Origin of the sequence: Neorhizobium sp. DAR64862/K0K3 (assembly GCF_050500185.1) — a bacterium.
Taxonomy (GTDB): Bacteria; Pseudomonadota; Alphaproteobacteria; order Rhizobiales; family Rhizobiaceae; genus Neorhizobium; species Neorhizobium soli.
Window position 1 is genome coordinate 335,634 of sequence record NZ_CP191449.1, and the last position, 22,176, is coordinate 357,809.

Sequence of the window (22,176 nt, forward strand, 5' to 3'; positions counted from 1 at the left end):
GCGGTCAATTCCGGGTTTCGATAAGGGTGGCGTGGTATAGTTATAGCGCCGACTTCCATGACGCAAAACGGGCGGAGCCTATGAGCAAGAAAAAAGGCGACAAGAAATCCAAGTCGGGCAAGAAGAAGGACGGCGCTGGTCTTTCCGCAACCGACCTTGCGCCTGTCATTACACAGACCGCCCGGTCGATGCGCACCGCGTTGTCCCGCAGTCTGGTCGAAAGCGGCCTTTATGCCGGGCAGGACGGGGTGATCCTGGCGCTTTCCGAGGAAGACGGCATGACGCCGGGTCATCTTGCCAACCGCATGGGCGTCAAGGCTCCCACCATGACCCGCACGATCGGACGCATGGAAGCGCAGGGTTTTCTGGAGCGCCGGTCGGATGGAACGGATGGTCGCCTGACCAAGGTGCATCTGACGGAGACTGGTCTGAAGAGCGTCGAGCAGATCGGCCGCGCGGTGGCCGAGTGCGGCGAACTGGCGGTCAAAGGTCTTTCGGACAAGGAAGTTCGCACCCTTCTCAAACTTCTCAAAGCCGTCGAGCATAATCTTCAGTCGGATGAGGGCGATCGCGACTGAGGGTTGCGTTTGCCAACCTGCTCGTCCGAAAAATCCCGTCACAGGATTGTCGCATGGAATTAAATTGTTTATTTAAACTTTAATTCGGGTGCTCTGCGTGGGAATGCAGGCTGCATGGGAACGCGGGGGTAGATGGCGCAGAAAATCAAACTGTCGACGATTGCCGAAAGTCTCGGTCTTTCTACAGCCACGATTTCGCTTGCACTCAGGGACAGTCCGCTCGTGGCTTCCGATACCCGCGAGAAGATCAAGGAACAGGCGCGGGCGCTTGGCTACATCTACAATCGCCGTGCCGCCAGCCTGCGCACCTCGCGCTCCGGGATCATCGGTGTCGTCGTGCATGACGTGATGAACCCGTTCTACGGTGAAATTCTGAAAGCGATCGAGAGCGAGCTCGACCGCAGCCGGCATACGTTCATTCTCTCCAACCATTACGATTCGGTCGAAAAGCAGCGCACGTTCATCGAGACGCTGCTGCAGCTGGGTGGCGACGGCGTGATCATGTCGCCGGCGATCGGGACGCCGATCGAGGACATGAAGCTTGCCGAAGAAAACGGCATGCCGGCCATTCTTGTCGCCCGCTCGATGGAAGGCCTCGACCTGCCGACCTATCGTGGCGACGATGCTTACGGCATTTCGCTTGCCACCAACCATCTGATTGGCCTCGGCCACCGGGCGATCGCCATGATCGGCGGCACCGACCAGACATCGACCGGTCGCGACCGTTACCAGGGCTACGTCAACGCGCTGCTGAAAGCCAATATCGAGGTCGATCCGAACCTGCGCATTCCGGGACCCCGTTCGATGCAGGGCGGGTTCGAGGCGGCGGTGCATTTCCTGTCCCTGCCGCAAAAGCCGACGGCTGCGGTCTGCTGGAACGATCTGGTGGCGATCGGCCTGATGAACGGCATCGCGCGGGCCGGGTTGACACCGGGCGTCGATATTTCCGTCACCGGCTATGACGATCTGGAACAGGCGTCGATCTCGACGCCGTCTCTGACCACCGTTTCCAACGGACAGGCCGATGTCGGGCGCTTAGCGGCGCGGGCACTGCTCGATCGTCTTGCCGGGAGCCATGAGCCTGACGGTCTCCATCTGATCAAGCCGGAAATGCGTCTGCGCCAGTCGACCGGCGTCTTTCGTCCACGCTGATTATTCTTCATAAAGAGGTTGCTGCATGTCTGAGAATCCTGCCACCATCTTCGTGCCGGGCCGTATCCATCCGCGCGTTCTGGAGCGTCTGAACGACAGTTTCGAGGTCATCTCGGCTCCGCATGCCGAACTGGCATCCGTCGACGCCGAGACGAGGGCGCGGGTGCGTGGCATCGCGGTTTCCGGCAAATGCGATGCTGCCATCATCGATGCGTTTCCCAATCTCGAAGTCATCTCCAGCTTCGGTGTCGGTTACGACGGGACCGATACGAAGAAAGCTGCCGAGCGCGGCATCATCGTTACCAACACGCCTGACGTTCTGAACGACGAAGTGGCTGATACTGCCATTGCGCTGCTCCTCAACACGCTGCGCCAGTTTCCGAAGGCGGAAACCTATCTGCGCGAGGGACGCTGGGCGAGCGAAGGCCCGTTTCCGCTGTCGCCGTTTTCACTGAAGGGCCGCAGCATCGGCATTCTCGGCCTTGGCCGCATCGGTCTCGAGATCGCAAAGCGGCTTGAGCCGTTCAAGGTGACGATCGGCTATTACAGCCGCAGCCAGCGCTCGGATGTCGGCTATATCTACTATCCGTCCTTAAAGGAGATGGCTGAGGCCGTCGATACGCTGATCTGCATCGCGCCCGGGACGCCGGATACGTTCAAGATCATCAATGCGGAGATCTTCGAAGCGCTTGGGCCGGGCGGCGTGTTTATCAATGTCGGACGTGGATCGAGCGTTGACGAGGAGGCAATGATTGCCGCCCTCAGCGACAAGACGATTGCCGCAGCCGGCCTTGACGTGTTCTTCGACGAGCCGAACGTACCGGCGGAGCTGATCGCTCTCGATAATACCTGCCTTCTGCCGCATGTCGCATCCGCGTCGGTTCAGACCCGCAATGCGATGGCCGATCTTGTCGTCGACAACCTGATCGGCTGGTTCAAGGATGGCCGCGTGCTGACCCCGGTTCCGGAAACCCCCGTCAAAGGATAACTGGCAAACACGGCGAGGGCGTTTGCTTCACGCGGTGCGGGCAACCGTTGGGCTGGTCGCACCGCTTGTCGATGCCGCATAGGCGCGGGCCGCATCGCCGAACGCCCGGAACAGGGCGCCCGACGGTGCGTCGGTTTCGGCCCAGTATTCCGGATGCCACTGGACGCCAACGGCGAAATTCTTCGCGTCGATCACCGACACCGCCTCGATCGTGCCGTCTGCAGCCGTCGCCTCCACCTTCAGGCGGGGAGCGGTCTTTGCAATCGCCTGGCGGTGGAGCGAATTCACCTGGACTTCGCCGGCAAATCCGAGGAAATCCGCGATGCAGGAGCCTTCCTTGACGAAGACCGGCTGGCGGATCGCGTACATCGCGTCGCGGTCTGGCACGTCGGGCTTGCGGTGGTCCCAGTTGCCCGGCTGATCCTGGATCTCGCTTGCCAGCGTGCCACCCAGCGCGACATTCAGCTCCTGGATGCCGCGACAGATGGCGAGAAGAGGAATGCCGCGCTCGATCGCGCGGCGGATCATCGGCAGCGAGGTGGCGTCGCGGCCGTGATCGAACGGGCCGTCTGCCTCGGTCGCTTCGCGGCCGTAGAGCGATGGGTGGACGTTGCTGACGGCGCCGGAAACCAGCACGCCGTCGACCCGGTCGAGGATCGTGTCGACATCGTTGCCCTCTTCGAAGGCGGGAACGATGAAGCTCATGACGTCTGCCACTTTCAGCGCCGCATTGACATACTGGTTGGGTGTAGCGTGCCAGAGGGCGCCTTCGAATTGCCTGAGATCGGCGGGAACGGCGACGATGGGCTTGCGGCACGAGACGGGCATGAACAATCTCCAGGCGGGGCAGTGGTTCTCATCCCGTATTGCTGCCGGAGGCGGGGTGAAGTCAAGCCGTGGCGACGCCGTGCAGCGTGAACCACGACGATCGCGGAAGACGAAAGTATAATGCGGTTTAACCTTGGCCCGCCGTCATTGTTACATGGTATGCTTGCAAGCTTTCAAGCAACATGATTACCTCATCTAGGACTGGCGAGGTATGGGAGGAGACATCTTCGCGGTCTGTTCAACCCGGGAGGATTTTTGATGGATCGTCGTTCATTCCTGAAAAAGACGGCAGTCGGCGGCGCGGGAGCCGCTGCAGCCACAGTGCTTGCTGTTCCGCTTTCGACACCTGCCATTGCCCAGCAGAACCCGAAGATCAACTGGCGCCTGACATCGTCATTTCCGAAATCGCTGGACACGATTTATGGCGGCGCCGACGATATCGCGAAGCATGTTGCAGCCGCCACCGACGGCAATTTCACGATCCAGCCGTTTGCAGGTGGTGAGATCGTCCCGGGTCTGCAGGCGGCCGATGCGGTCTCCGCTGGCACGGTCGAGATGTGCCATACCTGCTCCTACTATTTTGTCGGCAAGGACCCGACCTTTGCGATCGGCACGGCGATCCCCTTCGGCATGAATGCGCGCCTGACGAACTCGTGGTTCTACCAGGGCAACGGCAATACGCTGATGAACGAGTTCTATGCCAAGCATCAGATCTACGGCATGCCGGCCGGCAATACCGGCGCCCAGATGGGCGGCTGGTTCCGCAAGGAAATCAACACCGTCGACGACTTTAAGGGCGTGAAGATGCGCATTGCCGGCATTGCCGGGAAGGTGCTCGAAAAGCTCGGCGCCGTACCGCAGCAGATCGCCGGAGGCGATATCTATCCGGCGCTGGAAAAGGGCACGATCGATGCGGCGGAGTGGGTCGGTCCCTATGACGACCACAAGCTCGGCTTCTACAAGGTGGCCAAGTATTACTACTATCCGGCTTTCTGGGAAGGCGGGCCGACAATCCATGCCTTCATCAACCTCGACAAGTGGAACAGCCTGCCAAAGCATTATCAGTCGGCGCTGACCGATGCCTGCGCTTTCGCCAATACCAACATGATGGCGAAATACGATCTGAAGAACCCGATGGCGATCAAGCAGATCGTATCGCAGGGGACGACGTTGCGGCCATTCAGCCAGGATATCCTCGAGGCCTGCTACACGGCTGCAATGGACGTCTACAAAGGTATTTCCGCAACCAACGCGGATTTCAAGAAGGTCTACGACGACCAGGTCGCATTCAAGAAGGAAGGTTACCTCTGGATGCAGCTTTCGGAGTACACATTCGACACGTTCATGATGATCCAGCAGCGAAACGGCAAGATCTGATCTTTCCATAGCGTTGCTACGACACGTACCCCGGATCGCAAGGTCCGGGGTTTTGTTTTGCAGCTGAGGGATGGCGCCGGACTGGATTCACGCAATAGACGCGCTGCACGTATGCCCGGTTGCGTCGGCTCGACAATCACACGCTGTTATCTATGATGGCAGTGTTCGGAAGCAGAAGCAGAGCACTCCGTGGCCAGCCGGAGTATCGGAGAAGACGGGCTTCCCCGACTTTTAGGCAAAAGCCTTGCCGTCGAACAGGAGGTGATGCGATGTGGTTTCCACTGAGCATTACGTTGCTGGTTAGGAAATACCGGACGGGCTGGTCAGTGTCCGTCCGGCTCAATTTCCTAGTCAAATAACAAACGGAGGGCAGAGTTCGCGCTTTGCTCTCCACTCCAATGTACTACTGCACCGGTTTTCTGGCAAGACGAAGCCGTTACGGGTTGATCTTGGGTGGCTCGCCGAAGTTGGGCATGCCGGGTAGTCCGGGGGCAGGTTGCGCGCCGCCGCCCTGACCGGGCGCACCATCCATCGGCGGCAGGCCGAAATTGGGCATCTGGTTGTTGCCGCTATCATTGCCGAAGCCGGGGATTTCGATCTTGATCGTATTGAGATCGACGTCTGGAGCCTTGTCCAGCCAGTAGGTGACGGATTCCGGCCAGAAGATGATGATGGCGACGAGGATCAGCTGCATCCCGAGCCACGGAATGGCGCCGAGATAGATGTCCTTCGTCTTCACAGTCTTCGGCGCGATCGAGCGCAGGTAGAAGAGTGCGAAGCCGAATGGCGGGTGCATGAACGAGGTCTGCATGTTGACGCAGAGCAGCACGCCGAACCAGATCAGGTCGATGCCGAGCGCGGTTGCGACCGGTGCCAGCATCGGCAGGACGATAAAGGCGATCTCGAAGAAATCCAGGAAGAAGGCCAGGAAGAAAATGAAGATGTTGACGAAGATCAGGAAGCCGAGGGCGCCGCCCGGAATATGAGACAGCAGGAATTCGATCCAGAGCCCGCCGTTCATGCCCTGAAAGACGAGGCTGAAGCAGGTGGCACCGACGAGGATGAAGACGACCATCGAGGTGATCGTCATGGTCGAATGCATGGCCTGCTTGACGAGGTCCCAGGTCAGGCGGCGGTGCATGGCAGCAAGCGCCATGGCGCCGACGACGCCGAGCGCGCCGGCTTCCGTCGGTGTGGCAAGTCCCATGAACAGGGTGCCGAGGACAAGGAAGATCAGCACGACCGAAGGGACCATGCCCCACAGCACTCTCAACACCAGCGCGGCATTGAGTTCGCCGCGGGCCTCCGGCGGCAGCGCCGGAACATCCTGGGGGCGGACGATCGAGGTGAAGAGAATGAACAGCAGGAAGATCACGACCTGCAGGATCGAAGGACCGATGGCGCCGAGATACATGTCGCCGACCGAACGGCCGAGCTGATCGGCCAGAACGATGAGGACGAGCGACGGCGGAATGACCTGGGTGATCGTGCCGGAGGCTGCGATTACGCCGGTCGCCAGCCGCGGATTGTAGCCGTATTTCAGCATGATCGGCAGGGAAATCACACCCATGGTGATGACGGATGCGGCAACCGTGCCGGTGATGGCGCCGAGGATCGCGCCCACGATGATCACCGCATAGGCAAGGCCGCCGGGAATTGCGCCGAACAGTTTTCCGGTGCCTTCGAGCAGGTCCTCGGCAAGACCGCAGCGTTCAAGAATGGCACCCATGAAGGTGAAGAAGGGAATGGCGAGAAGCAGGTCGTTGGAGACGATGCCGAAAATGCGCAGCGGCAGGGCCTGCATGAACGCATATTCGAAATGACCGGTGTAGATACCCAGGAAGCCGAAAAACAGCCCGACCGCGGAAAGGGAAAAGGCGACCGGAAAGCCGTAGAGCATGAAAATGATCATGCCCAGAAACATGGCCGGTGGCATTACGCCGTATTCAAACATGAGCTTGGTTTCCCCCCGGAATGGCGCGGTCTTATTGCAGTGGCTTTTCGTAGGTCGTGTCGACCTGGAGGGTGCCTGTAAGGCCGGCGATCCGCTTGATCAGCTCGGACAGGCCCTGAAAGGCAAGGAGCACGAACCCCGAGACGATGATGAATTTGACGGGCCAGCGGATCAGGCCGCCGGCATTCGAAGACACTTCACCTTGCATGAAAGACAGGGAGAAGAACGGCCAGGACAGCCATGCCAGAAAGAGGCATGCCGGGATCAGAAAGATCACCAGGCCGATCGCATCGATCCACAACCGCTTGCGATCCGAGACGGCGCCGTAGATCAGATCGACGCGGACGTGTTCATTGAGACGAAGCGTATGGGATGCGCCCAAGAGAACGATAAACGCGAACAGATACCACTGGATTTCCAGCCAGCCATTCGAGCTGTAGTTGAACGCATAGCGAATGCAGGCATTACCGGCACTGATCAGGCAGCAGGCCAGAACGAGATAACCCGCAAATTTTCCGACGATTTCGCTGACACGGTCAATTAACGCGCTGAATTTCAACAGGCCCGCCATACTCACTCGCTCCCCAGCAGGTCTTTACCTCTGCCCGAATGAGGCGATGTAAACGAACGCTTATTAAAAGAAAAGACCCCCATAGGTCGCATAAATGCCGTTTCCAGGCATTCCGCGAAATATTATTGCGAAGGTGGTCGCGAGAGCGCATAATTGAGTTTGGAGAGTTTTAGCAATCCCTGTTACCGTTCATTGATCGCTTTTCGACGAACCCCCACAATCCAAGGGGTCGCACTCCGACAACAATCAATTTTTAAAACGTTTTCTCCATTGTCGGTCTGATGGCAAGGGAATGTGCCCCTATGAAGAATGCGGAAGCGCAAACGCTGCCGACAGAAGTGTATCTGTCGTTCGTCGAATCGCTGTTTAGAAATCGTGGAACGCTGTGGACTGGAATGGTGGTCCATATCCTGTCGTGCGCAGTGATTTTTGCGACGACGGGCTCTACCTTCTATATCATGCTGATTGCGGTGTTCTTGGCCGTCTTCACGTTCCGGGTCATCTCGTTCCGCCGCTTCGACAGTCTCGACCGTGCGGTTCTTTCCCGCGACGAGATCGAAAGCTGGGAAACACGCTACGTCTACGGCGCCGCGGCGACTGCTTTCCTTCTCGGTATCAGCAGCGCCTACGCGGTTCTTGTCCTGCGGGACATGATGGCCGCCTTCATGTGCATCGCGGTCACCATGGCGTCGATGGTGTCGATCGTCGGCCGCAACTACGGGTCTGCTCGCGCGGTTGCGCTGCAGACGACCGGCTGCTGCCTGCCGCTGATCATTGCCTGCGTGCTGACCGGCGAAATCAATCTTGCGCTGATGGCGCTCTTTCTCGTGCCGTTCGGGTTGACCACCCAGTCGATGGCGACGGGGGTGCGGGAATTTCTCTACAAGAACGTCATCGTTTCGCGCGAGATGAAGACGGTTGCCGACCAGCTCGACAGTGCGCTCAGCACCATGACGCATGCGCTGATCATGCTGGACGCCGTTGGCCGGGTGCAGGTCGTCAACCGGCGCGCGCACGAATTGCTGGGACTGGGCGATGCCGAAGACCTGATGGGCGCGAGTTTCATTGCCGCCCTGCGCGACCGCGAAAACGCGTTTCCGGACGAGATCCTGACGCAGATCGGCGGCTTGCTGGAAGGGCAGGCGGGCAAGACGCTGCTGCGTCTCAATGACGACACCTATCTGGAATTCTCGCTCAGCCGCCGTTCCGAGGGCGGTCTCGTGATGATCTTCGAGGATGTCAGCGCAAGGGTCGCTGCCGAAGAGAAAATCCTTCACCTTGTTCGTTTCGACACGCTGACCGGCCTGCCGACGCGGGGACATTTCACCGAACAGGTCAAACGGCGGCTGGCAAATGCAGGTCCGGAGATGTGGGCCGGGCTTGCTATTCTTGATGTCGACGGGTTCAAGCATGTCAACGACATGCGCGGCCACGTGGTGGGCGACAAGCTTCTTGCAGCAATTGCCGAACGGGCAGCGGCGTTTGCGAGCGACGAGGTTCTGATCGGCCGGCTGGTCGGCGACGAGTTCGTTCTGCTGGTGACCGGCAAAGACGGTTCTTGCGCGATCGAGGCGCGTATCCGCGAGATTCATCGGACATTCGAGGGGGATTACCGGGTCGACGGGCTTAGTCTTTCGGTATCGCTCAACAGCGGTTGCGTCATTCTGCCCGCTGAAGATTTCGACATGGAATCCTGGCAGATCAAGGCCGACCTTGCCCTCAACGAGGCAAAGTCGACCGGCAACGGCACGGTTCGAACCTTCAGGCCGGAAATGGATGGTCGGTATGTGGCCGAGCAGCGTCTGCGGACCGATCTGCGCCATGCCATCGAAAACGGCCATCTGTCCGTCGTCTACCAGCCGATGTACCGGCCGGACGGGTCCGAGATGGAATGCTGCGAGGCACTGGTGAGATGGTCGCATCCCGAGCGCGGCTGGATCGGCCCCAACATCTTCATCCCGCTTGCCGAAAGCATGGGCCTGATTTCGGACGTCACCCGGTTCGTGCTGGACAAGGCATGCGCCGACTGCGCCGAATGGTCGGGCGGCATGGCGGTCTCCGTCAATCTCTCGGTCAAGGATCTTCGTGGCGGTGCGATCACGGCTATGGTGGCCGAGACTTTGGCGCGCTACAGTCTGCCTGCGGCACGGCTGCATCTGGAAGTAACCGAAAGCTGCTTCATGGAGGAGCCTGTCGCCGTGAGTGCGACGCTCAGCCGGTTGCGCGCCAACGGCGTGACGATCGCAATCGACGATTTCGGCACCGGGTTCTCGAGCCTCAGCTATCTGGATTCCCTGCCGATCGATATCGTCAAGATCGACCGCGCCTTCGTGCGCGACATCGGTACCGATCCGCGCCGCATGAAGCTTTTGAGCGGCATCGTGCATCTTTCACGCGAGCTCGATCTCCGCATCGTTCTCGAAGGCGTCGAAACCCAGGAACAGCTGGATCTCGTGCGCAAGCACAATTTTGCGGACCTGGTTCAGGGCTACATCTTCTCGCCGCCGGTGCCGGTCGATGCGTTGGAGAGTCTGCGCGTTAACGGCGTTGCTCTCAGCAAGGCGGGTAGTCGTGCCGTATCGGGCCGCAAGAACGACGCGCCGCGGTCACTGAGCGCGGCTGGCTAGACGCGTTTCCCCATATCTTCACGGGCTATTTTTTGCACCCGCGGCATAAGGTTACCGTTGGCGGTTAACTATTTCTGTTTAAAGTTTGTTAAACATAATTTCGGCGATTGCGATCAAGGCTCAGTTCACGGTTAATCCTGGGTTAACGTCCCATGGATAATTCACATGCCGATAAAGCAATCTGTTCCTGAAGCACCATTTTCCGAAAAGCTCCTCGCATCTCTCGACCACATCGAATACCGCCGCATTCAGAGCGCCGAAGATTTCGAAGATATCGCCAGATTAAGATACAAAGCCTACAAGGCGCAGGATGTTCTCCCCGTCGGTGCGGTGGACATGCTCGATGAGATCGATTTCGACCGCAACGCCTATGTCTTCGGCATTCATCATTACGAAGAACTCATCGCGACGATCCGCGTCCATTACGTGACGCCGGACCATCGTGTGTGCCAGTCGACTGGCGTGTTTCCCGATGCGGTCCACGCTTTCCTCGATGCCGGGATGACGTTGATCGATCCGGCCCGGTTTGCGGTCGATCCGGCTGTCGTCGCCGAATTGCCGACGATCCCTTATATCACGCTGCGGCCCAGCATCATGGCTGCGATCCATTTCGATGCCGACCGGGTGTTGCAGCATATCCGCCCGCCGCATGCCTCGTTTTACAAGCGCATCTTCCTGGCGGATATCGTCGTGCCGCCAACGATGGCCGGCATCTACGGCTTCGAGCTCACGCTTCTTGCGTCACGCGTCAAGGAGGTAAGGCCGCAGTTGATGCGGCGGTTCCCGTTGTTCCGGTCGGAGGCCTATGAACGGCGGATGATGTTCGGCAACGAAGCGCAGTTCGACAGTCCGCCACTCACCGTTCTGCCGACCGCGAGGATCGCGGGAAGGCCGACCTCTCAGGAAATGGCGTTCGCCGAGTAGGTGTTAAAGCACCAGCCGCGGCGTGGCGCGATTGCGCTTTGAAGCGGTGTGTGTAATCTGGATCGAGAGGCGCTTTTCGGTGATCTGCCAAGGATTCGAAGAGCGAGGAGGAGGCTACCGCGCCACCCCGCCGTGATCGGCTCGTGGGCGCGGCGTTGAAGGAGATCGATGATGGACAATCACCAGAGCGGACCTATGGAGACCGGTGCTCCCATGGATTATCGCGAGCACGAGAAAACCTACGAGGGTTTTCTGGCCGCTGCAAAATGGGGCACGATGTCTACCGTCGTTCTGATGATCGCCATGGCGGCCGGCTTCTTCGGCGGCGCCGGACTTCTCGGCGGCCTCATCGTTTTCATCATCCTGAATATCGCTGGCGTCTTCCTGCTGCGCTAAGCCGGATCTGTTTCTGTCGGAGCGCGGGTGTGACGTTGCACCCGCGCGACCCTGCCGACAGGTACTCCAGACGCTATTTCATTCCATCTTCACAACACTCGTTCGCAATCTGCGAACAATCCGTCTGCGCCCAATTCGCGGCAGGGCCCTAACGGATGCTGTCCGGCATGCCATGTAGGGGGCAACACCTCTTCTCATGCGCATATTGCCGGAGCCCTATTATGAAGAAAATCGGTTTCCTATCATTCGGCCACTGGACGCCGTCGCCACAATCGCAGACGCGCTCTGCGGGCGACGTGCTGTTGCAGTCGATCGATCTTGCCGTCGCTGCCGAAGAACTCGGTGCCGACGGCGCCTATTTCCGCGTTCACCATTTCGCCCGCCAGCTGGCTTCGCCGTTTCCGCTTCTGGCCGCCGTCGGTGCGCGCACGTCGAAGATCGAGATCGGCACCGGCGTCATCGATATGCGCTATGAAAACCCCCTCTACATGGCGGAGGACGCGGGATCCGCGGATCTGATTTCGAAAGGACGCCTGCAGCTCGGCATCAGCCGCGGTTCGCCGGAACAGGTGATCGAAGGCTGGCGCTATTTTGGCTACGAGCCGGGCGAGGGGATGACGGATGCCGATATGGGCCGCCGCCACGCCGAAGTCTTTCTCGACGTGCTGAAGGGCGAGGGTTTTGCCAAACCCAACCCGCGCCCGATGTTTCCGAACCCGCCGGGCATGCTGCGTCTGGAGCCGCATTCGGAAGGGCTGCGAGACCGCATCTGGTGGGGCGCAAGCTCCGATGCAACGGCAGTCTGGGCGGCCGGGAAGGGCATGCATCTGCAGAGCTCGACCCTGAAGAACGACGAGACGGGCGAGCCTTTCCACATCCAGCAGGCAAAGCAGATCCGCGCCTATCGCGACGCCTGGAAAGCGGCCGGCCATCAGCGCGAACCGCGGGTATCGGTCAGCCGCTCAATCTTCGCGCTGACGGACGATCGCGACCGGGCCTATTTCGGCCGCGGCGGCAAGGAGCAGGACTCGGTCGGATATATCGACGACAGCACGCGGGCGATCTTTGGTCGTTCCTATGCGGCAGAACCGGAAGCCCTGATCGAGGAGCTGCGCCAGGATGAGGGCATTGCCGAGGCCGATACGCTGCTTCTGACCGTGCCGAACCAGCTTGGCGTCGACTACAACGCCCATGTCATCGAGTCGATCCTGAAGCATGTGGCGCCAGCGCTCGGCTGGCGCTGAGGGCTGTCAGCTAAAGCGCGACAGACGGTAGGGGGCGAGAAGCGGTTCTTGCGCCCCTTCCAGGATTTCGGTGGCGGCGAACAGGCCGATCGCCGGAGCGAGCGTGATGCCCGAATGGGTGACGGCAATGTAGAGGCCGGTGAGGGTTTGACCGGTCTGATCTTCGGCACGTCCGATGATCGGAAAGCCGTCCTTTGGCGTGGGGCGATAACCGACGGTGTAGAAGTCCATGACCAGGCTGTCGCCGCCTTTGACGAACCGCTTCAGTTTGCCGAACAGCTCGTCAGCCGCGCCATCCGGATCGGTACCCGGATCCATGCCGCCGAAATCGGTCCCGGCGACGAGCCGACCCTCGGCGGTTTGCCGGACATGCAGTTCCGGCGCAATGACGAGGCCGTTGAGCATCGGTGCGACCGGCGTCGAGTGGACGAGGAGACCCGGTGGTGTTTCGACCGGAACGTCTATTCCGACAGAAGCGGTAAGGGTCGTGGTGCCGGCGCCGGCGGCGAGCACGATTTCACCGGCTGTGAATTCGCCGCTGTCGGTGACCACAGTTGCAACATGGCCTTCGCCATTGCGCCTGAGGGCAGTAACCCGGACGCCTCCGGTGAGGAGCATGCCGCGTCTTTGGGCGTCTGCGATGAGGATCTCGGCGCTCGCCTGCGGCTCGGCTACACCTTCCATCGCAGCGAAAAGCGCGGTGTTAGGCACGTCGTTCAAGGCAGGTTCGATGGCGGCAATCCTGACGGCATCGACCTCAGCGATATCGTAGCCCCAGCCGGAATGCTGGCTGGCGTAGGTCGTCAGGTCAGCCTGCGACATGTCCCAGCATAGGCCGCCCGCGAAAGATAGGGGCAGGGTGGGGACGTCCTTCGCAAGGCGTTTCCATTCGGCGATGGAGCGCATGCGCAGGTCGAAATAGGCGCGCGGATTGCCCCAGCTGGCGTTGATCCAGGCGAAGGAATTCGGCGTCGCTATGCCGCCTGGTTTTTCAGATAGAAAATGGACTTTGGCGCCTGACACCGTGAGGTGCCAGGCAATCGAGGCGCCGACAATCCCGCCGCCGATGACGATGATATCATGGCGACCGGACTGCTGCATCGTCATGGCTCCGCTTAGCTATTGCCGCCGCGCGTACGTGCTGCGCCGTCCTGGGCCGGCTTGTAGTTCGGGTCCAGGCGGACGGCATGCGAGAACGAACGGTTGGCGCGGGCACGGTCGCCGCGATGCTCATACACCAGTGCCTGGTTGGCCCAGGATTCGGCAAGCTTGTCGTTCAGCTCGATGGCACGGTTGAAGTCGGCAAACGCATTCTCGTCGTCGTTCATGGCGAGATAGGAAATACCGCGACCGTTATAAGGCTCGGCCGAGCTGGAGGAGAGCGAGATCGCCTTGGAGAAGTCGTCGATCGCCTGCGCGTGCTGATTGCGGGCCTGATAGATCAGGCCGCGGTTGTGGTAAGCGCGACCATCGGTCGTATCGAGATCGATGGCCTTGTTGAAGTCACTGAAGGCTTCGTTGAGGCGGCCGGCCTGGCGATAGATATTGCCGCGGCCGATCAGGGCGACGTCGTAATTGGCATTGATCTGGAGCGCGCGATTGTAGTCGTTCGCGGCTTCGACAGGTTTGCCCATATTGCGATAGACGAGCGCCCGGTTCGCGTAGGCCTGATAGAACTGCGGATTGATCTGGAGAGCGCGGTTGAAGTCTTCCAGCGCCCGCTTGAATTCGCCGGCGCGGCCGTAGGCCGACCCGCGAATGTTGTAGCCTTCCGGATCAGACGGGTTGGAGCTGATGACGGAGGACAGGGATGAGATGTTCTGTTCCGACCCCTGGGCGCGATCGACGCTGATCATGTCCGTCGACGTGGTCGTCGAGCAGCCGGCCAGCGCGAGCACTGCCACGATACCGATCGGAGCGAGGGCCTTGCGAATTGGGGCGACGGTCAAGGAATGGCCGGAGTTTCGGGTTCCATCGGAAAAAACGGCAGTCTTGGCGGCCATCAGGCGCTTGTCCTCGTATCGGGCTGTCAGGATCGGCAGAACGTGTCGGAATGTCGACTGTTCCGAATCAAAAAAGCGGCGGCGCCCATGTCGCCACCGCTCATAATCACATGAAAACGTCGAAAAAACGACCGATCAACGAGCAGCCGGACGGGCGGTTGCCGGGCGCGGCGTTGCCGGAAGAAGACCTTCGCGCTGCATGCGCTTGCGGGCCAGCTTCCGGACGCGGCGAACGGCTTCAGCCTTTTCGCGGGCGCGCTTTTCCGAAGGCTTTTCGTAGTAATCACGCATCTTCATTTCACGGAAAATGCCTTCGCGCTGCATCTTCTTCTTGAGAGCGCGAAGAGCCTGATCAACGTTGTTGTCCCGGACAAGTACCTGCACGTGAAATCCCGTTCCTTTGGTTTGTTATCGCCAGGGAATCTGCAGGATTCGAGGCGAAAGAATGTCGGAGCCCGGCGGATAGCCGAAGCGATTGGTGAAGGCACTTAACAGAGGAGATGTCAAAAGTCTACCCGCGGCTGCGGGCTTCTCAAGAATTTTACAGCCGCTGCTCCGCGCGGGGTTATATCGGCCTAGCGATGTCCTATATCCGCCACCAAGCCATAGTCGATTTGCGCCCATGCGGGAACCTGTTCCCAACCGGCCCAAGCCTTGTCCTGCCGAGCCACGCGGGACCGAACGGAGAAATCTCATGCGTAGTGCCATTCATTCCAGTTTCGGCGATCCGTCTTCCGTCCTGTCGATCGAGGATCGCCCAATTCCGCAGCCCGGCCCCGGCCAGATCCGGATCCGCATGTCGATGGCGGCGATCCACAACCACGATCTTCTGACGGTTTCCGGCGATTACGGCTACAAGCCCGACCTGCCCGCCGTCGCCGGCACCGAAGGAACCGGTGTCGTTGATGCGCTGGGCGAGGGTGTCTCGCACCTGAAGGTCGGGCAGCGTGTGGCGGCCTCAGGGCAGGGCACCTGGGCGGAGTATTATATCGCGTCGGCCATGGCGGCCGTGCCGCTTCCCGATTCGATTTCCGATGAGGCCGGCGCGCAGCTGATCTCGATGCCGCTCAGCGCCCTGACACTGCTCGATTTTGCGGGTGTCGAAAAAGGTGACTGGATCATCCAGAACGCGGCCAATGGTGCGGTCGGCAAGACGCTCGCGATGTTTGCCAAGCCGCGTCAGATCAATGTCATCAACCTCGTCCGACGTGACGAGGCGGTGCGCGAACTGGCGGATCTCGGCATCCAGAATGTCGTCTCGACGTCGCAGACCGGATGGCGCGAGACGGTCAATGCGCTCTCGGGCGGATCCTCGATCAAGGCGGGGGTTGATGGCGTCGGCGGCCCGGCCTCCGGAGACCTGCTGTCGGTGCTTGGCGAAAACGGACTGCTGATCTCGTTCGGATTGATGTCGGGAACGCCGATGCAGCTTTCAGCCAGCGACATGATTTTCAAGCAGGCTGTGGTCAAGGGTTTCTGGCTCGCCAAGATCGCGCCCAAGCTTCCTGCGGAAAAGATGAAGAGCCATATCAGCGAGATTGTCGAGGCGGTCGCCAACGGCACCGTGACCCTTACCGTCTCCGAGGTCTTTGGTCTCGATGACATCGCCAAGGCGGCAAAGGCAGCCGGCGAGCACGGCCGCACCGGCAAGGTGTTGCTCCGGGCCTGATTTCGCCTCTCCATGACAAACCGGGGAAACTTTCCCCGGTTTCTGTCTGTCCAAATTTCAAAGGAGGCCTGCGGCCGCGTCAACGGCCGGTCGCTCTAAAGTCACGACCCCATCTTCCCTCCGCCGTCGTCACATGAACGTCGGCCGGGCCTTTCGTCCGAGGTTCCCGGGCCTGTTTTCCGCGTGTGTCGAAACAATCCTCTGAGGCGTCGCAAAACGGCCATTGCGGCGCATATTGATTTGCGATGGGTATGGTTCTACCCAAGAGCCTTACCGGCGGATCAAGGAGAAGCGGCCTCATGCGCAAATATTCGGTTTTCGCCATAGCCCGCGAGGCACTGCGCGCCCACAAGGGATGGGAGGCGCAGTGGACCTCTCCCGAGCCGCGCAGCTCTTACGACGTCATCATCGTCGGTGCCGGCGGTCATGGTCTGGGTGCCGCCTATTATCTCGCCAAGGAACACGGCATCACCAATGTCGCGGTGATCGAGAAGGGCTGGCTCGGCGGCGGCAATACCGGCCGCAACACGACCATCATCCGCTCGAACTATCTCTATGAAGAGAGCATGGACATCTACGAGCATTCCCTCAAGCTGTGGGAAGGCCTGAGCCAGGAGCTCAACTACAACGTCATGTATTCGCCGCGCGGCGTGATGATGCTGTCGCACAACATCCATGACCAGCAGTCGTTCAAACGCCATATCAATGCCAACAGGCTTTATGGCATCGACAACGAGTGGCTGACGCCGGAACAGGCCAAGGCCTTCGTTCCGGTTCTCGATATTTCGAAGACGGCGCGCTACGCCATCAATGGTGCTGCCCTGCAGCGCCGCGGCGGCACAGCCCGCCACGATGCCGTCGCCTGGGGCTATGCGCGCGCGGCGGCCGATCGCGGCGTCCATATCATTCAGAACTGCGAAGTCACCGGCATCCGCCGCGGACCGGGTGGCGAAGTTCAGGGCGTCGAGACTTCCAAAGGCTTTATCGGTGCCAACAAGGTCGGCGTATCGGCGGCCGGCCATTCGTCGGTCGTCATGGAAATGGCAGGTGTTCGCGTGCCCCTGCATTCCAACCCGCTGCAGGCGCTGGTGTCGGAACCGCTGAAACCGATCTTCCCCTGCGTCGTCATGTCGAACACGGTTCATGCCTATATCTCGCAGTCCGACAAGGGCGAGCTGGTGATCGGCGCCGGTACCGACCAGTATAATTCATACTCGCAGACCGGCGGCCTGCAGATCATCACCCATACGCTCGATGCGATCTGCGAACTGTTTCCGATCTTCCGCAGGGTCAAGATGATGCGGCAGTGGGGCGGCATTACCGACAACACGCCGGACAGGTCGCCGATCCAGGGTGTCACGCCGGTTCCGGGACTGTTCGTCAACTGCGGCTGGGGAACCGGCGGGTTCAAGGCGACGCCCGGCTCGGCCAACCTGTTTGCGCATCTGATCGCCAAGGGCGAACCGCATAAACTGGCGTCGGGTCTCAATCTCGACCGGTTCCGCACGGGCCGCCTGATCGACGAGGCAGCTGCTGCTGCCGTCGCGCACTGATAGTGAGGGGATAGACCAGATGCTTTTGATCCACTGCCCCTATTGCGAAGAAGATCGCTCGGAACTGGAGTTCCGCTGGGCCGGCGAGGCGCATATCGCCCGGCCGGAGAATATCGCGGCAATTTCCGACGAGGAGTTCGCGGAGTTCTTCTTCCTGCGCAACAACGAGAAGGGTCTCACCTATGAACGGTGGCGGCATATTCACGGCTGCGGCCGCTTCTTCAACGCGGCCCGCGATACGGTGAGCGACAGGTTCCTGATGACCTACAAGGCAGGTCTGCCGAAACAGCCGATCCCGGTCGCAAGCAAGGCGGCGGCGATTGCCGAGGAAAAGACCGTCGAAACCTGGGAAGCTACGGAAGGAGACGCAAGATGAGTTCTTCCTCCAACTCGGGCGAATTCCGCATCAAGGGCGCCGGCCGTCATACGCCGGCCCGCACCGCGCGCTTCACCTTCGACGGCAAAAGTTACACGGCGCTGGAGGGCGATACGGTCGCGTCAGCGCTTCTGGCGCATGGCGTGCATCTGCTCGGCCGCTCGTTCAAATACCACCGCCCGCGCGGCATCCTGACCTCAGGTCCGGAAGAGCCGAATGCGCTGCTCGACGTTTCGCGCGATGCCGCCCGGCGTCAGCCGAACGTTCGGGCCACGGTGCAGGAAGTGTTCGATGGCGCAAAGATCGCCTCGCAGAACCGCTGGCCGTCGCTCAAATACGATATCGGCGCGTTCAATGACATGCTGTCGCCGTTCTTTGCCGCGGGTTTCTACTACAAGACCTTCATGTGGCCGCGGGAAGCCTGGCACAAACTCTACGAGCCGATCATCCGTCGCGCCGCGGGTCTGGGCGAAGCGCCGAAGGAAGCCGATCCCGATCATTACGCCAGCCGCTACGTGCATTGCGACGTGCTGATCGCGGGCGCCGGTGTCGCCGGCCTGACGGCGGCACTTTCGGCGGCTGCGACGGGCAAAAAGGTCATTCTCGTCGACGAGCAGCCGGAAGTCGGCGGTGCGCTGCATTTCGACAGTTCCACGGTGATCGACGGCCAAAACGGTTTCGACTGGGCACAGGCCAGGGCTGCAAAGCTGAAGGCGATGGACAATGTCACTGTGCTGACCCGCACCACCGTGTTCGGCTATTACAATCACGGTTTCCTCGGCCTTGTGGAACGGGTGACCGACCATGTGGCACTTCCGGGCCGGGATCTGCCGCGCGAGCGTCTCTGGCAGGTGCGTGCGAAAAAGGTCGTGCTGGCGACCGGCTCGATCGAACGGCATATGGTATTCGCCAACAACGACCGGCCGGGCATCATGCTGGCGTCTGCCGCGCGCAGCTTCCTCAACCATCACGGCGTTGCCGTCGGCCGCAATGTCGGCGTCTATACCGCGCATGACAGCGCCTATGAGGCGGCCTTCGACCTGAAGCGGGCGGGTGTGTCGATCGCGGCGATCATCGACAGCCGCAGCCATCCGGGCGATGCGGTGCTGGCCGAGGCACGTGCGCTCGGGATCGACGTGCTGACAGGCCATGCCGTGACCGACACGTCCGGCCGGCTGCGGATCAACTCCATTACCGTCACCCGCAATGGCGGCGCCAATGCGCGCAAGATCAAGGTTGACGCGCTGCTCATCTCGGCAGGCTGGACTCCGTCAGTGCATCTGTTCTCGCAGTCTCGCGGAAAACTGCGCTTCGACGAGGCAAACCAGCGGTTCCTGCCGGATATCTACGCCCAGAACTGCATCTCGGTCGGGGCCTGCAACGGAACCGACGATCTGGCCGATCTGATCGACGAGGCGATTGCCGCAGGCGGCGGTGCAGCTGTTGTCTCGGGCGAAAACCGGTTCGAATGGACCGGCGGCATGATCGGTGCGGCCGAAGGCGCGGGACCTGATGATGCGGTCAAGGCCTTCGTCGATTTCCAGCATGACGTGACCGCCAAGGACATCCGTCTTGCGGTGCGCGAGGGCATGCATTCGATCGAGCATATCAAGCGCTTCACCACCAATGGCATGGCGTCCGATCAGGGCAAGCTTTCCAACATGCATGGCCTCGCCATCGCGTCGGAAATGCTCGACCGGCCGATCCCGCAAGTGGGTCTCACCACGTTCCGCGCGCCCTACACGCCTGTCACCTACGGCACGCTGATCGCCCATTCGCGCGGCGACCTGTTCGATCCGGCCCGCAAGACGCCGATGCATGCGCTGGAAGCGTCGGAAGGCGCCGAGTTCGAGGATGTGGGCAACTGGAAACGCGCCTGGTATTTCCCCAAGCGCGGCGAAGACATGCACGCAGCCGTCAACCGCGAGTGCAGAACCGTGCGTGAGGTCGGCGGCGTGTTTGATGCCTCGACGCTCGGCAAGATCGAGGTGGTCGGCCCGGATGCGGCGAAATTTCTCAACCTGCTCTACACCAATGCCTGGGATACGCTGAAACCCGGCAAGAGCCGTTATGGGATCATGACAAGGGAAGACGGGTTCATCTATGACGACGGTGTCGTCGGGCGCCTGGCGGAAGACCGTTTCCATGTGACGACCACGACCGGCGGTGCGCCGCGGGTGCTGCAGCATATGGAAGACTATCTGCAGACGGAATTCCCGCATCTCAACGTGTGGCTGACATCGACAACCGAACAATGGGCAGTGATTGCGGTTCAGGGTCCCAAGGCACGCGAGATCATCGCTCCCTTCATCGAAGGGCTCGATATTGCCAACGAAGCCTTTCCGCATATGAGCGTTGCCGAGTGCACGATCATGGGCGTGCCGGGGCGGCTGTTCCGCATGTCGTTTACCGGCGAACTCGGGTTCGAGGTCAATGTCCCCGCCGATTTCGGGGCGGCCGTGTGGAAAGCGATCTGGGAGCAGGCGCAGACGATGGGCGCCTGCCTCTACGGCACGGAAACCATGCACGTTCTTCGCGCCGAAAAGGGCTATATCATCGTCGGCCAGGATACGGACGGCACGGTCACGCCCGACGATTCCGGCTATGGCTGGGCTGTCTCGAAGAAGAAGACCGATTTCGTCGGCATCAGAGGGTTGAAGCGTCCCGACCTCGTGCGCGAGGGACGCAAGCAGCTGGTCGGCCTGTTCACCAAGGATCCGAAGGATGTGCTGGAAGAGGGCGCGCAGATTGTTGCCGATCCGAACCAGCCGAAGCCGATGACCATGCTCGGTCATGTGACGTCGTCCTACTGGTCGGAAACTCTCGGCCGATCGATCGCGATCGCGCTGGTTGCCGGCGGACGGGCGAGGATGGGCAGCACGCTCTACGTGCCGATGGCGGACAGGACGATCTCGGTCGAGGTGACCGACATGGTGTTCTTCGACAAGGAAGGAGGCCGAATCAATGGCTGATTTTGCAATGGCTCAGCGTGCACTTCCGATGACTGGTTTCCACGGCGGTTCTTCCGTCGTCAGGCTCGAACCGGCAGGTCCGGCTGGCCGCATTTCGCTGCGGGCGAAGGCGGAGGATGTCGCCGCACTTTCAGGCTCGCTCGGCGTCGATCTGCCGGTCAGGCCGAAGACGTCCGCATCCGCCAATGGCCGCACCGCGCTATGGCTCGGACCGGACGAGTGGCTGGTGATCGACGAAAGCGAAAGCGGGTTGATGACGGCTGCCGCCAATTCCGGCGTGCTGCATTCGGCGACCGACGTGTCTCACCGCAACACCGCGATCCTGATTTCGGGTCCGGGTGCGGAGGCCGCGATCAACACGGGTTGCCCGCAGGATCTGTCGCTTTCAGTCTTTCCGGTCGGTGCCTGCTCGCGCACGCTGTTTGGCAAGGTGGAAGTGGTGCTTCTGCGCACGGGCGAGGAGGCGTTCCGAATGGAAGTCTGGCGGTCGTTTTCCGACTACGCCTTCGGCCTTCTCTCGGAAAGCGCGAAAGACGCTGCGCTCTAGCTCTTCGACCATCGCCTGACTTGAATTGGGTTCGACAATACCGCACCCTCCCATTGCAGAATGGGAGGGTTTTTTATGGTGGACGCTGGTTGGCCGGATATTCAGTGGGTCTTGCTCGGGATCGCTGCCGCCATCGCCGGGGGCGCGGTAGCGGCGAAGTTGTCCGGTGTCGAGCTGTGGAAGGGCATTCTGGTCGGCGGAGTAGCGGTCATTGCGGCGCTACTGGCTTCGCTCGTGCCGGGGATCGACCGCAGTCTGTCGATGCCGATCGCCGGGTTGATCGCGGCCGGGATTTCCGGTTCTGCGCTGGGGCTGACGGCATCCCGGACGGCGCCCCTTCTGATCGGTGCCGCCTTGCCGCCACTCATCGGGTTGCTGATGATGGAATTGGGATGACGCGACAGGAGATGAACGGGA

Annotated in this window: 20 protein-coding genes; 14 read left to right on the forward strand and 6 right to left on the reverse strand. The window is 60.7% G+C overall.

The window, feature by feature from the left end:
• Window positions 1-80: 80 nt before the first annotated feature.
• From ACQY1L_RS01700 to ACQY1L_RS01710, 3 genes are all read left to right on the forward strand, one after another.
• On the forward strand, window positions 81-578 hold the full coding sequence (locus ACQY1L_RS01700; RefSeq protein WP_062461102.1) for a MarR family winged helix-turn-helix transcriptional regulator: 498 nt from the start codon (window positions 81-83) through the stop codon (window positions 576-578).
• Window positions 579-710: 132 nt separating this feature from the next.
• Window positions 711-1,730 (forward strand): LacI family DNA-binding transcriptional regulator, encoded by a 1,020-nt coding sequence (locus ACQY1L_RS01705; protein ID WP_062461099.1) that lies wholly within the window; start codon window positions 711-713, stop codon window positions 1,728-1,730.
• Between the two features lie 25 nt (window positions 1,731-1,755).
• Complete coding sequence (locus ACQY1L_RS01710; RefSeq protein WP_430242360.1) at window positions 1,756-2,718, forward strand: 2-hydroxyacid dehydrogenase; 963 nt, start codon at window positions 1,756-1,758, stop codon at window positions 2,716-2,718.
• Window positions 2,719-2,745: 27 nt separating this feature from the next.
• Here ACQY1L_RS01710 and ACQY1L_RS01715 read toward each other — a convergent pair whose 3' ends face one another.
• Complete coding sequence (locus ACQY1L_RS01715) at window positions 2,746-3,546, reverse strand: gamma-glutamyl-gamma-aminobutyrate hydrolase family protein (protein ID WP_430242362.1); 801 nt, start codon at window positions 3,544-3,546, stop codon at window positions 2,746-2,748.
• A 258-nt stretch (window positions 3,547-3,804) separates the two neighbouring features.
• On the opposite strand from ACQY1L_RS01715, the gene ACQY1L_RS01720 reads away from it, so the two are divergent.
• A complete protein-coding gene (locus tag ACQY1L_RS01720; protein WP_062461086.1) occupies window positions 3,805-4,923 on the forward strand; it encodes a TRAP transporter substrate-binding protein in 1,119 nt (372 codons plus the stop codon).
• A 436-nt stretch (window positions 4,924-5,359) separates the two neighbouring features.
• Here the strand turns inward: ACQY1L_RS01720 and ACQY1L_RS01725 are convergent, their stop codons facing one another.
• On the reverse strand, window positions 5,360-6,877 hold the full coding sequence (locus tag ACQY1L_RS01725; protein WP_062461083.1) for a TRAP transporter large permease: 1,518 nt from the start codon (window positions 6,875-6,877) through the stop codon (window positions 5,360-5,362).
• Window positions 6,878-6,908: 31 nt separating this feature from the next.
• Window positions 6,909-7,448: a TRAP transporter small permease subunit gene (locus tag ACQY1L_RS01730; RefSeq protein WP_062461080.1), complete on the reverse strand. Its 540-nt coding sequence runs from the start codon at window positions 7,446-7,448 to the stop codon at window positions 6,909-6,911.
• Between the two features lie 302 nt (window positions 7,449-7,750).
• Here ACQY1L_RS01730 and ACQY1L_RS01735 point away from each other — a divergent pair, with 302 nt between their 5' ends.
• From ACQY1L_RS01735 to ACQY1L_RS01750, 4 genes are all read left to right on the forward strand, one after another.
• Window positions 7,751-10,075 (forward strand): putative bifunctional diguanylate cyclase/phosphodiesterase, encoded by a 2,325-nt coding sequence (locus tag ACQY1L_RS01735; RefSeq protein ID WP_430242365.1) that lies wholly within the window; start codon window positions 7,751-7,753, stop codon window positions 10,073-10,075.
• Window positions 10,076-10,240: 165 nt separating this feature from the next.
• On the forward strand, window positions 10,241-10,999 hold the full coding sequence (locus ACQY1L_RS01740; protein WP_180215465.1) for an N-acyl amino acid synthase FeeM domain-containing protein: 759 nt from the start codon (window positions 10,241-10,243) through the stop codon (window positions 10,997-10,999).
• Between the two features lie 171 nt (window positions 11,000-11,170).
• A complete protein-coding gene (locus ACQY1L_RS01745) occupies window positions 11,171-11,395 on the forward strand; it encodes an aa3-type cytochrome c oxidase subunit IV (protein ID WP_062582159.1) in 225 nt (74 codons plus the stop codon).
• Between the two features lie 221 nt (window positions 11,396-11,616).
• Complete coding sequence (locus ACQY1L_RS01750; protein ID WP_062461071.1) at window positions 11,617-12,639, forward strand: LLM class flavin-dependent oxidoreductase; 1,023 nt, start codon at window positions 11,617-11,619, stop codon at window positions 12,637-12,639.
• Window positions 12,640-12,645: 6 nt separating this feature from the next.
• Here the strand turns inward: ACQY1L_RS01750 and ACQY1L_RS01755 are convergent, their stop codons facing one another.
• The 3 genes from ACQY1L_RS01755 to rpsU all read right to left on the reverse strand — a co-directional run bounded on the left by ACQY1L_RS01755 (window position 12,646) and on the right by rpsU (window position 15,026).
• Window positions 12,646-13,740: an NAD(P)/FAD-dependent oxidoreductase gene (locus tag ACQY1L_RS01755; RefSeq protein WP_430242367.1), complete on the reverse strand. Its 1,095-nt coding sequence runs from the start codon at window positions 13,738-13,740 to the stop codon at window positions 12,646-12,648.
• A 14-nt stretch (window positions 13,741-13,754) separates the two neighbouring features.
• Window positions 13,755-14,642 carry a tetratricopeptide repeat protein gene (locus tag ACQY1L_RS01760; RefSeq protein ID WP_082472031.1) on the reverse strand — a complete coding sequence of 296 codons (888 nt, stop codon included), beginning with the start codon at window positions 14,640-14,642 and terminating at the stop codon, window positions 13,755-13,757.
• Between the two features lie 135 nt (window positions 14,643-14,777).
• Window positions 14,778-15,026: a 30S ribosomal protein S21 gene (rpsU, locus tag ACQY1L_RS01765; RefSeq protein ID WP_062461068.1), complete on the reverse strand. Its 249-nt coding sequence runs from the start codon at window positions 15,024-15,026 to the stop codon at window positions 14,778-14,780.
• Between the two features lie 310 nt (window positions 15,027-15,336).
• Between rpsU and ACQY1L_RS01770 the strand changes: the two genes are divergently transcribed.
• The 6 genes from ACQY1L_RS01770 (at window position 15,337) to ACQY1L_RS01795 (ending at window position 22,155) form a co-directional block, all read left to right on the forward strand.
• Window positions 15,337-16,311, forward strand: coding sequence for a zinc-binding dehydrogenase (locus tag ACQY1L_RS01770; RefSeq protein WP_174196105.1), 975 nt, complete (start codon window positions 15,337-15,339; stop codon window positions 16,309-16,311).
• A gap of 299 nt (window positions 16,312-16,610) precedes the next feature.
• Entirely contained in the window at window positions 16,611-17,864 is a 1,254-nt protein-coding gene (locus ACQY1L_RS01775; protein WP_430242370.1) for a sarcosine oxidase subunit beta family protein, read from the forward strand.
• Window positions 17,865-17,883: 19 nt separating this feature from the next.
• On the forward strand, window positions 17,884-18,240 hold the full coding sequence (locus ACQY1L_RS01780) for a sarcosine oxidase subunit delta (RefSeq protein ID WP_062461058.1): 357 nt from the start codon (window positions 17,884-17,886) through the stop codon (window positions 18,238-18,240).
• Window positions 18,237-21,212: a sarcosine oxidase subunit alpha gene (locus tag ACQY1L_RS01785; RefSeq protein WP_430242372.1), complete on the forward strand. Its 2,976-nt coding sequence runs from the start codon at window positions 18,237-18,239 to the stop codon at window positions 21,210-21,212. The genes ACQY1L_RS01780 and ACQY1L_RS01785 overlap by 4 nt, the downstream gene beginning before the upstream one ends.
• The gene (locus tag ACQY1L_RS01790) at window positions 21,205-21,759 is read left to right on the forward strand and encodes a sarcosine oxidase subunit gamma (protein WP_430242374.1); all 555 of its coding nucleotides are present in this window, start codon (window positions 21,205-21,207) and stop codon (window positions 21,757-21,759) included. Before ACQY1L_RS01785 ends, ACQY1L_RS01790 begins: the two co-directional genes overlap by 8 nt.
• A gap of 75 nt (window positions 21,760-21,834) precedes the next feature.
• A complete protein-coding gene (locus ACQY1L_RS01795) occupies window positions 21,835-22,155 on the forward strand; it encodes a hypothetical protein (protein WP_113109735.1) in 321 nt (106 codons plus the stop codon).
• Window positions 22,156-22,176: the final 21 nt, after the last annotated feature.